This is a genomic window from Bacillota bacterium, from assembly GCA_013178125.1.
Taxonomy (GTDB): Bacteria; Bacillota; SHA-98; order Ch115; family JABLXJ01; genus JABLXL01.
This window is the reverse complement of sequence record JABLXJ010000018.1, coordinates 38,095-49,404: the sequence shown is the minus strand read 5'-3', so window position 1 is coordinate 49,404 and position 11,310 is coordinate 38,095. Positions and strand designations below refer to the sequence as shown.

Below are 11,310 nucleotides of genomic sequence, written 5' to 3'. Positions count from 1 at the left end.
AGAGGATCCTGGCAACCATGGCTTCTCTAGCGCCGGCATTTGGCATGATCGGGACGCTGATTGGGCTGGTTCAGATGTTAAGAAACCTGGATAGCCCGGATAAAATCGGCCCGGGAATGGCTGTTGCCTTGCTCACCAGCTTATATGGGGCACTCTGGGCCAATCTCGTCTGTACCCCCCTTGCCGGGAAATTAGAAATGAGGAGTGAGGAGGAGGTTTTCGTAAAGCTCTTAATGGTGGAGGGACTCCTGGCTATGCAGAACGGGGATCCTCCCCGGTTAATTAGAGAGAAATTGTATCGTTTCCTGGCACCGAAGAAACGTGAGGAGCCCCCTACCCAAAGGGAAGTCCAGGAAGCAGGCGCATATCAGGTTGAAAATATTTCAGATGAATCGATTACTGCTTGACAAATGGGGGGATCAAATCTGTTACCAGATTTTATTGGAGAAAAAAAGAACAAAAGTCAGGGGCAAGGCGAATGGATACTGACTTACTCGGATATGATGACTCTCCTACTGACATTCTTTGTGCTCCTTTATAGCTATTCAAGGGTGGATATAAAGAAGTTTCAACAGATTGTAGCATCATTCAGGAAAGCCTTATCAATCGAGACAGTAGTATCGTTTGACGGGTCAAAAGCCCCTCCAGGAATATCCGAGGAGGAGATCTTTAACCGTATCCGCGGCCTAGTAGAAAGGGAGGAGGGCCTAAAGGGCCAGGTAAGCGTTTCGATGGAAGGGCGGAGGGGCGTAGTTATTAGGCTTGGGGAGAGGATACTCTTTGATCTTGGTAGGAGCAAATTAAGGCCGGAAGCCTTTCCTGTAATTAAGAAAATCGGCAAGGTTTTGTGTGAGGTGCCAAGTGTAGAAATACGGGTGGAAGGCCATACGGATGATATACCTATAGATACTGCTCTTTACCCTTCCAATTGGGAACTCTCTGCGGCCCGTGCCGGTGCCGTAGTAAGATACCTCGTGAATAGCTGCGGATTGAAGCCGGAACGGTTTGAAGTTGTAGGGTGTGGGGAGTTCAAACCGGCATACCCGAACAAAGGCGAATACTGGAGACAGTTAAACCGCAGGGTAGAAATAGTCATAAGAAAGTCAGAAGGGAAGATGCCTTGAGAAAACGTATCAAACTGGCGGTATTGGCCTTTATGAGAAGGTTATGTCTGGGGCCTCCCTGGTGTAATTAACACATCACCCTCTCAAAATATGTCCAGGGGGAGCGTAGATTATTTCGTGTAAATGGTCTTCTAATCGCACCATAGACATAGACATATTGAAATCCTCGATAAACGGTGACGGTCATATAGTGCCGCTACTGAGTTTTGCGACACTTATTGGATTTAGCATCGCGTTATTCATCTTGAGCCTGAAAAACGTAAAAAGGAAGGGATCTATTGAGGGGGTCCAGACCTGGAGGCCAAGAGAACTGAAGTGTACCACGAGATCTCTAGCCCCCAGCAATTAAAGAAGTCTAAGGCAGCACACCAGCAACTGTGCGGGCGTTTGATCGAGTGCCGGTCCTACGCTACTTTGGGCCGCCACCGAACCTGACGGCCTGGGCCACAGTCACGATACCGGTCTTATTAAGAAACACTTTTTGCCCAACCAGATAGATGATATAATACAGAACATACTGGCTGATAGCACGAGAAAAGCAGCATGCAATTTGGCATAACTTAACACCCACCAGACTCTCAGCCCGCCTTTTCTGCCGCCCAATTGCCGCCCAAAGGGATAGCAAAGGGTGGAAAAGGAAGAGATCCCCTGGTAATTCGGGAGCCTCTTTTGCCTGCTAGATGACAATATTCAGTATTCAATGATAACCAGGAATGGAACGGGAACGCAACTTAGGAGCAAGCGGGTTGCTGTAACGTTGCTGTAAAATCACCTTTTGCTGTATTTCATGAATCCCGCAACCCCTAGAAATACTTGGCGCGCCTGGCAGGAATCGAACCTGCGGCCAGCTGATTAGAAGTCAGCTGCTCTATCCCCTGAGCTACAGGCGCGCTTTACAATGAAAACCCTAAATTGTAACCTGGTCGGGGCGAGAGGATTTGAACCTCCGACCTCCTGCGCCCAAGGCAGGCGCGCTAAACCAAGCTGCGCTACGCCCCGCAAACTAGCGAGATTTATTGTAGCAAAAAAGACACCGATAGTCAAACGACCTTCCGATGTTCCCAAGTCCGGCTCATCATGCAATTGAGCGGAACATGGCGAAAATGCGTTCTCTCATACGCCTATCGCTCGAAAGCTACATGTTTATCGCCCTAAAATCCCGTTTTTACCCACGAATCGCAATCGCTATCCCGAAAATGACCAGCAGATTACCTCCAGGAAATTTTCACTCTTTGCGGCGTCGCACCGCGGCATGGGGGTCTAACATGACTCGGAGTCCGGCCCCCTCGCGGCTAGAATCTCTCTCAGGATATCCCTCACCGCTTCAAGGGCTTTCGCCCGGTGACTAATCCTATTTTTTATCGCCGGACCAAGCTCGGCAAGGGTTTTGTCATAATCAGGTACAACGAATAAAGGGTCATATCCGAAGCCCGCGGCGCCTCTCATCTCATGTGCGATATAGCCTTCGCAGACTCCCTGCGTGGTTTCTACATCGCCCTCCGGCGTTGCCACGGCTATCACACACCTAAACCGCGCTCCCCGCCTGCCATCTGGAATTCCCTTCATAACGTCCAAAAGCTTGAGATTATTGGCTTCATCGCTCGAACCGTCGCCGGCGAATCGAGCCGAAAGCACCCCGGGAACGCCCCCAAGGGCATCCACCTCGAGACCCGAATCATCAGCGAGCGCCACCCTGCCCGTCAACCGCGCAACCTCTGTCGCCTTCTTGACTGCATTCTCCTCGAAGGTCCGCCCATCCTCTACAATTTCCGGCAGGTCCTTGAAATCATCATATGACAGAAAATCTATATCATCGTCAAAGAAGATCGCCTTGATCTCGACTATCTTGCCCCGGTTTCTCGTCGCAAGCACAACCTGTTTCCTACAACGCGCCATAGCATCACTCATAGAATCACACGGCGCCAGCCCCCTGGAATAACCCCATCCCTAATCTCTACCTCTCCTCCCCATAGGGAACGACGCCATCCCCTCCTCCTGTCCTCAGCCTCCCGCTACCTACTCCCGATCCTGTTTGCCAGCTCTCCCAGTGAAGCCCGCTGGATCTCGATCAACTCCGCCACGCCCTTCCTGCCAAGCCGGATCAGCCTGTCCAGATCCGCCCTGGTAAAGGGCTCTCCTTCCGCAGTTCCCTGTATCTCAACCAGGCGCCCACGCCCGGTTAAAACGATATTCATATCGACATCCGCCCTGGAATCCTCCTCAAAACAAAGATCCAAGACCTCCTGGCCGTCGAGAATCCCGACGCTGGTAGCCGCCACAAAGTCCTTTAGTGGCAGTCGCGGCCTTCTGATCCCTCCTGTCGCGCCTCCAACCGCAAAAGCATTACCCTGATTACCGGAACGCCCTCTCCCATGGGTCATAATAAAGCTTAGGGCATCCACCAGGGCGACAAATGATCCGGTAATGGATGCTGTCCGCGTACCCCCGTCCGCCTGGATCACATCGCAATCCAGCCATATGGTGCGCTCTCCCAGAGCCGTGAGATCAACCACCGCCCTCAGGGCTCTTCCTATCAACCTCTGGATCTCATATGTCCTTCCACCTATCTTCCCCTTGGAAGCCTCCCTCGGGCTCCGCTCATGTGTGGACCTTGGCAACATCCCATATTCAGCTGTTACCCAGCCCCTGCCTGTCCCCTTGAGAAATGGCGGGACTTTGTCCTCAACACTCGCTGTGCATACTACCTTCGTGTCGCCTACCTCTATGAGCACGGAGCCTTCGGCATGTTTAATGTAATTCCTCGTGATCCTGACCTTTCTCATCTCGTCAGACTTTCTTCCATCAACTCGCGACAACAACCCGGCACCCTCTTTCAAACGCCCATCTAGAAACCAGGGAAGGCGCCTGCTCTAAACCTCCCGGGCGGGTCCACCCCGGGGCTTAGTCTTCTGCGATCACGCTATCCGCCACGGAGGTTTGCTCAACACGGGGAATCCGGCGACCAAGCAGCACGGATCCAAGACGTGCGAATTCACCAGGATCCCCGCTGACGATAAATCTATCATCCCCGTTCTTGCGCGGATTTATCATATCTTCCTTAACTAGAATCTCTCTCACCTCAAGCGCAACGTAGCGGGCCGGGTCGACTATGGAGACATCAGGTCCTAAAATCGCCCTGATCATCGGCGTCAAAAAGGGATAGTGGGTACACCCCAGGATCAGTGTATCAATCCCAAATGACCTTGGTCTCTCAAGATATCTCTCCAGAGCGGCTACGGTTTCCGGCGAATCCGTCCGGCCCGCTTCCACCAGCGGGACCAACAGGGGACACGCCTCGCTCACCACCTCAGCGTCAGGCTTTAACCTTCTGATTGCGGCCTCATATGCCCCGCTCTTAACCGTGCCTTCCGTTGCAATTATGCCTATTCTGCCTCCATGGGACTCACGCACGCCAGCCCTAACCCCGGGCTCGATCATCCCCACAATCGGCATGTCAAAGAGCTCCCGCACCCCGGCCAGCGCCAGCGCAGAGGAGGTGTTACATGCAACCACGACCATCTTTGCACCCTGGTCTCTCAAAAAGCTGATTATCTCCCTGGCAAACCTCCTGATCTCGGACGCAGGTCGTCCACCATATGGCACCCTGGCTGTATCACCATAATATATTATCCGCTCCTCTGGAAGCGCTCTATGAATCTCCCGAAGAACGGTTAGGCCCCCAACCCCCGAATCATACATCCCAATCGGCCTCGCGTCCACCCATCCACCCCCAAAGGGCTAAAACTGGGGAGAAAAAACTCCACTACTCAATTATATTCCCTTTGCCTCTCAAATCAACATCATTCACTTGAGCCACTGGATTTGCCTGAGCTACCGGCATAGTTTTTTCCGAAGAAAAGCTCAGTATCCCCGCGTATATACCCTGAGCTGCTTTTTGCCGGAAGCCAGGGCTCATGAGAAGCATTTCCTCCCCGAAATTCGAGATAAAGGCGACTTCCACGAGACACGCTGGGACTCTCGCTTCGCGAAGCACATAAAGCTCTCTGCTCTTGGCCTTCCTGTTATTGATCTCGCTCTCGCGGACCAGTGCATCCTGTATAAGAGCAGCCAGTCTCCTGCTGTCAGGGACGTTATCAAAATAAAAGGTTTCCGCGCCCGAGGGATAGAGATCGGTAAATGAATTGACATGGACACTTACAAAAAGGTCGGCATTATTCTCGTTGGCAAGCTTCACCCTGTCGGGCAGCGATACGAACCTATCATCTGTCCGTGTGAGCAAGACCTTTGCCCCGGCAAGCTCCAGGAGCCTGGCGAGGCGAAGGGCGATATCAAGGGTCACGAATTTCTCCTGGAGACCTGATGGGCCGATGGCCCCGGGATCTGATCCCCCATGTCCAGGGTCCACTACTACTACTTTCTTGAAGAGAGGCGACCTGACAATATCCAGGACGATTTCCCCCGGATTTCCAACATCTACCTCTGAGTGCCCCAGATAATAGGGCAAGCGGATTGCTACCCTCACAGTCCCGGGCTGGAACTGAGTAACCTCCACCTGGTCTATGACTCCGTCATCAACCACCCTTGTAGTTTCACACATTTCAAGCTGGGAATCCTCTATATCTATCACGAGCATCTTCAGGTCATCCAAATACCTGATGGTCCTGGCAGGGTTCCCCGTAACCTTCACAGCTATACGAGTTCCCGACCCCTGCGTCGCTATATCCACGCCCTTTACAAGATACCCGAAGTCAATGACTATCCTTCCAGGCTTGTCCTCCTGCTTCACAACGTTAAACGCGGGACTTCCATTCGTATCAGCGACTATACGGACTACGTCCTTCGTGTTTTGGCTCACTCGAACCTGCTTCACAAGTGCGTGATCAACGGGAATAGTAAATGCCTCACGTAACAGGGTGGCCTCTGGTATATCAATGACTATGCGGTCGGGGGACTTTAACGTCATCACCCTTGGCACAAGATCACCGGTGCCCGTTATTATGATCCCTGAACGACCATCGGTGTTTTGAAAGCTGATATCCTGTATTTCCCGGTTGAAGGTCACAACAAGGCCGTTCGAGCCTCCCTCCATTTCCTCTCTAGCCTTTATGACGCAAGCCGCCGATACTGACAGGTCAATGACCATTCGAACAACACTTGCGCTGAATTGTGCCATCCTGATCCTACGAACCAACCTATCACCTACGTTTACAGGATCTCGCCTGGCCATGCCAATCACGGCGTTATCTATGTCAATTACGAGACGATCAGGCTGCTTCAACACCATGGTCTTATATTTGCACGGCGACGTCGTGCCGATTATAACCTGGGCGCGCCCGTCCACCTGGGCGAACTTGATGCCCACTATCCTTACCGGGCCATCCACTCTACTTGAGCCCTCGCTGTCTCCCATAGGGGTAGCATCGAGGCCTCCGGCATGCACGATACCCGCCAGGTAGGGAAACACCGATAGTATAAGTCCGAAAGCCAAAAAGGCTATAAAAGGCGGGGTAGCTCCGCTCCGAGTTTTCATAGTTGAAGTCCCCCTACTGGAAGGCTCCTCCGTTGCGGTTGGCTACCTTTGGCTTTCGACTTCCTTCAACAATTTCCTGCTAACTTCCTCGTATTTTCTAAGGCATATCTCGATTTTCCCATGGAGCGCTCCGGTAGCTCAAGCGCTCGTTTGCCAGGGCTTCGATCTCAAGATATATGTCCCAGGCCTCCTGGGAAGCGCTTGCTTGGAGTCGATGCTGGAGCTCCAGGATCTGCGCATCGATCTTCATGTCTCGGAACTTTAGAAACAGGTACCTCGCCTTGCGCAAAAGCATCTCAGCCCTGCGAAAATTCTCGAATGAGAGGGGTCGCATTTCCTTGACTTCCTCCGCCCACCCGGCGATAGTCTTTAGGTCCTCTTCTACGTTACAAAGCCTGCTGATATGACAGGCCCTGCGGGCGTGGATGATCTCATCCTGTAGTCTATCAATGTTGCGTTCGAGCTCAGTTATATGAGCGCCTATGGCTTCACAGGCTTCGCACATGTCCTGGTTTCATCCCCCTTCTCCATTCTTCCGGTCCCTGCAGGGAGTCCGGAGGACCTTGAAGCAGGTCGGACTTGATTTTTCTATATATCACTCCGCCTCGCACGGCTGATTCCTTCCGCGCGTGGGCTAGGGATCCCGGCCCCTTTCAAAAGGGTTTCGAGATGTCGTATACGAGCCTCAAGCCCCTCTAATCTCTCCCGCAGGTCCTGAGGTGCCAGGCCCGCCATATATGTTCTCCCTTCATCCCTCGCAATGGGTGACCCATCTCCCGCTCTAGGAGAGGCAGTAATAGTCTCGCCTCTACCGGTGCCCTCAGCCAGCATAATCCGCTCAGCCTCTTCAGCAGCAGTCGCCAGCGTATACCCGCAATCGAGTAACTCCTTGACAAGCCGGACCTTTCGCACGGCATCTAAATCATAATACTGGGCCCTGCCGGGCTCCCTTTTTGCGCTTATCACCCCCTTTTCCGTCCAGTATGAGACCTGTCTCGAGGTAACACCTCCCAGCTTAGCAACCTGCCCTATAGTCAGTTCGAGGTTGTCGAGGATATCTGCGATATCCCTTGGCATATGTAAAGCCTGTAACTCCTTATGCATTAAGCCATCCCCCCCGGTGATGCCGTATACTGGCCCAGGCCGCCAGCACCAGCTGGGCATCTCCGCATAGAGTCTCAGCACTACAAGAATTTGCCTTCAATACCATCATATGAGGCAAAGGTCTCCTTGTCAACACATATGCTGAAATATCATACTTTTTTGTTCAATATTTTACATTAGACTCGCCCTATGCCCCTCAACTCATGCCCATCCCCTACCTCAGGGCCCCCCACCCCGGGGCTCTCGGCGCTCCCGTGCGAGGCCCCCGGAGTCCAAGCTTTAGCGCTGGATCCCTCCCGTCAAGAGATGCGCCCTAGGGTCGAGACGGGGGATCAGGATTAGGCGTTTCCAGAATCTCATCATAAAGGGCTTTTGTCTTCCTTGCAATGACATCCCACCCGAAATAAGCCTCAACTCGCCTACGCCCATTTCTACCCAATCTTCCCCTTAGATCTTCATCACCCAGAACCCGCTTTACAGCATCGGCAATCGCAACCGGGTTCCCGGGCTCAACGAGGAGGCCGGTCTCGCCGTCAACCACCACTTCCTTAATCCCGCCGACGGCGCTCGCAACGACCGGGGTCTCACATGACATCGCCTCGAGGTTGATAATCCCGAAGGGCTCATAGACCGAGGGGCACGCAAAGACGGCTGCGTGGCTATATAGTTGAATTAATTTCTTCTTCTCAACCATCTGGTCAATCCAGATTATATTGTTCTTTCCGGAGATTCTATCCCTAAGCCTTCTCAAGTCCTCCTCAGTGTCTGGGGCGCTGGCGCACAGGACCAGTTTAACCCCCTCCGGGAAGAAAGATGCGGCGTCAACAAGATGAAGAATGCCCTTCTGCTGGGTTATCCGTCCTACAAACAGGATATAACGACCCTGGATACCATATTCCTTGAGGGCCTCATCATCCGGCGTCCTGCGATACTCCACAGTATCTATGCCATTGTATATGACCACCACCCTGGCCGCGTCCACAGGGTAGCACCGCAAGATATCCTCCCTCATTCCATTTGAAACCGCGATTATCCTGTCCGACGCCCTTATCCCCATCTCCTCCATCCATGAACTCAGACGATATGCCCTGCCTAACTGGTTCTCCTTCCATGGGCGGAGGGGCTCCAGGCTGTGGATGGTTGTGACCAGGGGCACATTGTAAAGCATCTTTGCCATAAACCCCGCCATAAATGTATACCAGGTATGGCAGTGAACGACCTTCGAATCCAGTGGGTCAGCTACCATGGCCAGATTGACCGAAAATGGGGATATTGCCTTCATCAGGCGCGGATCACCCGTTGCTTTAAGCACCTCCCACGGCAGGTAACCCCTTACCCTCAGCGAACCACCTTCGAACCGTTGTTCTCCGAAGCACCTGACCTCCACCCTGATTAATTCAGACAGGAATTTTGTAAGATACTCAACGTGAACGCCGGCCCCTCCGTAAACATTAGGGGGGTATTCATTGGTCATAATGGTGACTTCATAGCCATTACGCTTGGCGGCCCCATCTTGCTCACATTGGCCGCGTTCTATCTCGTGCTTTTTCATCTTCGTTTTGTCCTGTGTACCTCCTGCGTACCTCCGCGCACCTCCGCTCCCTCAACCGACTCAGGTCAGGTTAGGCCTTCATGCCGCGACGTCACGGAGAGTGAAAATGTCTGGTGAAAATTCTCTGAAAGTAATTGAGTCATTTTCGGGATAGACACCCATGCCGCATAAGCGGCACCATCAGAGAATGGAAACGTCTTTAACTGAGGTAATATTTATTTTCGAGGTAGCGCGCAAACCGCAAACCATGGTGATAGTTTTAAACAAAAACTAAAGCTCCCGGAGGATACCCACCATACCGGCAAGCGGAATCCCAACCCATCCCGGCCTGTTGCCCACCTCATAGAGAACCTCATACATGGACTTCTCCAGTTTGAATATCGAAAGTAATGATTTAAACAGCCTTTCGCTTTCCGGGAGATATCGCCCCCCCAGCTCCATCGTGTGTCGGAGGTAGGAGGTTATAAACAACTCCTCTGTGTGCTTAAGCCATTCCGCCAGGGCCCGTTCCACCGGAGCCCGGCCTAACCCGGCCAGAGGCGAGTCTTCATCACCGGGGTTGGCCCCAGAGTCAACCGGGCAGTCAGAATCAATCAGATGACCGGGACGAATCAAAGGCGAATGGGCTGAATGAGCTGCATAATCAAAGGACCGCAATACACCAGCCAGATCCCTCAAAGGGCTCTCCTTAAGTCGCCTCTGTCCTATCCCCCTTAAGGGCTCCCCCTCAAAGTCTATGACAGCGAAACCCGAACCCTGGCCCATCCAGAGAAACTGGCCGAGATGCAGATCACCGTGAATTCTAAACTTCGCCCCGGCTCCAATCGCTCCCCCTATTCCCTCCTTATTGACCACGCCCGACACCAGAGACTCTATGGTCCTCTCGAGCTCTCGCCTCCCGGCCACAACCTCGTCCGCCATGGCCCTTATCTTACCGGTATTATCCGGATAGCGCGCCGTCAGCCTCTTCAGGACGGGAATAAGCTCAGCCAGCTTCTGCTTTATCCGATGGCGTATACCATCTATATCAGATTCCGTGACCGGCTCCGGGACGAAGTCCGGGCCCGAGAGCGAGGCAAGGGCAAAGTGTAAGTCGGCAACCAGGCAGGCAAGCTCCTCGACGTATTCATCTGTTCCAGAATCACGCCCCAGGCATTCAAGGAAAAGCTCCCAGGCATCTCCGGAGTTTTCCAGGAACTCCTGCAGGAGGCAGATTGTATACTCGCGCCGCGACTCATCGCAGTAGCTCATATATCCATGGGCCAGCGGCATAGCCCGGAACTGCGTCTCCAGCTGCAATCTCAGGAGCATCTCGAGTTCAGGGGAGATACCTGGTAGAAGCCTCCTGAAAACCTTCAAGACGCCGCGATATCCAGACTCATCCTCAACCACGACCAGGCTGTTACTGTGCTCACCGGGGAGCGCGTGCGCAGCTGTGACTTCTCCCCATTGCTCCAGGGCTTTACCAACCCTCCGGAAATGGAACCCTCCACGCATCGCCGGGAGATCGTCTGAGTTTCGCATTTTGTCAACGATTGCGCTAATGAAAATAGGGGATGCTACACCATCATAAAGAGAAAAGGCCGGGGAGCCCTCCCATTCGTTTACATGGAGAAGCATACCCGGACCCTGCATGTTCGGGGTGCCTGGGCCCAGCGCGCCTGGAGTTCCGGCGGGGTGATCTTGGTCTGCACCTACCCAGCGCCAGGATCGCCGCCGGGATTGCAGGAGAACCGGCACGTAATACGGCTCCGTATCTTCGCCTTTCGTGCCTTCGCCTTTTGAATCACACTTCTTGAAGTCTATGTCAATAATGGCGGGCAGGGCTATGTTCTCACCTGATCTTATCTCCCCTACGTCCCTGAGACGCTTCCCGGATATCATTACATGCTTGTGCTGAAACCAGCGTGCCCGGCTGAAGTAGGAGTTGTCAATATGCGGGACTATGCCCATGAGGGCCCGAGCCAGCTCGGCGAGGGTCAAATCAGCAGGGAATTTCCCCATCCACCTAGATTCAGATTCATCAGGCATGCACGTCT

General features: G+C 53.1%; 10 protein-coding genes and 2 tRNA genes. 2 read left to right on the top strand and 10 right to left on the bottom strand.

Translation table 11 applies throughout. The features are described 5' to 3' along the window. The first annotated feature begins 5 nt into the window (after nucleotides 1-5). Entirely contained in the window at nucleotides 6-407 is a 402-nt protein-coding gene (locus HPY71_12930; GenBank protein ID NPV54398.1) for a flagellar motor protein PomA, read from the top strand. Nucleotides 408-410: 3 nt separating this feature from the next. Further along, entirely contained in the window at nucleotides 411-1,124 is a 714-nt protein-coding gene (locus HPY71_12925; protein ID NPV54397.1) for an OmpA family protein, read from the top strand. 814 nt (nucleotides 1,125-1,938) lie between these two features. Here HPY71_12925 and HPY71_12920 read toward each other — a convergent pair. The 10 genes from HPY71_12920 to HPY71_12875 form a co-directional block, all read right to left on the bottom strand. Further along, a tRNA-Arg gene (locus HPY71_12920) sits at nucleotides 1,939-2,014 on the bottom strand. Nucleotides 2,015-2,044: 30 nt separating this feature from the next. After that, nucleotides 2,045-2,123: transfer RNA gene (locus tag HPY71_12915), tRNA-Pro, on the bottom strand. Nucleotides 2,124-2,384: 261 nt separating this feature from the next. Next, entirely contained in the window at nucleotides 2,385-3,020 is a 636-nt protein-coding gene (locus HPY71_12910; protein NPV54396.1) for an XTP/dITP diphosphatase, read from the bottom strand. 116 nt (nucleotides 3,021-3,136) lie between these two features. Then, complete coding sequence (gene rph / locus HPY71_12905) at nucleotides 3,137-3,940, bottom strand: ribonuclease PH (protein NPV54395.1); 804 nt, start codon at nucleotides 3,938-3,940, stop codon at nucleotides 3,137-3,139. An 85-nt stretch (nucleotides 3,941-4,025) separates the two neighbouring features. Beyond that, the gene (locus HPY71_12900; protein ID NPV54394.1) at nucleotides 4,026-4,844 is read right to left on the bottom strand and encodes a glutamate racemase; all 819 of its coding nucleotides are present in this window, start codon (nucleotides 4,842-4,844) and stop codon (nucleotides 4,026-4,028) included. A gap of 43 nt (nucleotides 4,845-4,887) precedes the next feature. Next, nucleotides 4,888-6,615, bottom strand: coding sequence for an N-acetylmuramoyl-L-alanine amidase (locus HPY71_12895; protein NPV54393.1), 1,728 nt, complete (start codon nucleotides 6,613-6,615; stop codon nucleotides 4,888-4,890). A 97-nt stretch (nucleotides 6,616-6,712) separates the two neighbouring features. Continuing rightward, nucleotides 6,713-7,120, bottom strand: coding sequence for a hypothetical protein (locus HPY71_12890; protein ID NPV54392.1), 408 nt, complete (start codon nucleotides 7,118-7,120; stop codon nucleotides 6,713-6,715). A gap of 83 nt (nucleotides 7,121-7,203) precedes the next feature. Beyond that, on the bottom strand, nucleotides 7,204-7,719 hold the full coding sequence (locus tag HPY71_12885) for a MerR family transcriptional regulator (GenBank protein ID NPV54391.1): 516 nt from the start codon (nucleotides 7,717-7,719) through the stop codon (nucleotides 7,204-7,206). Between the two features lie 313 nt (nucleotides 7,720-8,032). Beyond that, entirely contained in the window at nucleotides 8,033-9,271 is a 1,239-nt protein-coding gene (gene glgA, locus HPY71_12880) for a glycogen synthase (GenBank protein ID NPV54390.1), read from the bottom strand. A 270-nt stretch (nucleotides 9,272-9,541) separates the two neighbouring features. Continuing rightward, nucleotides 9,542-11,302, bottom strand: a complete 1,761-nt coding sequence (locus HPY71_12875; GenBank protein NPV54389.1) for a phosphotransferase — start codon at nucleotides 11,300-11,302, stop codon at nucleotides 9,542-9,544. Nucleotides 11,303-11,310: the final 8 nt, after the last annotated feature.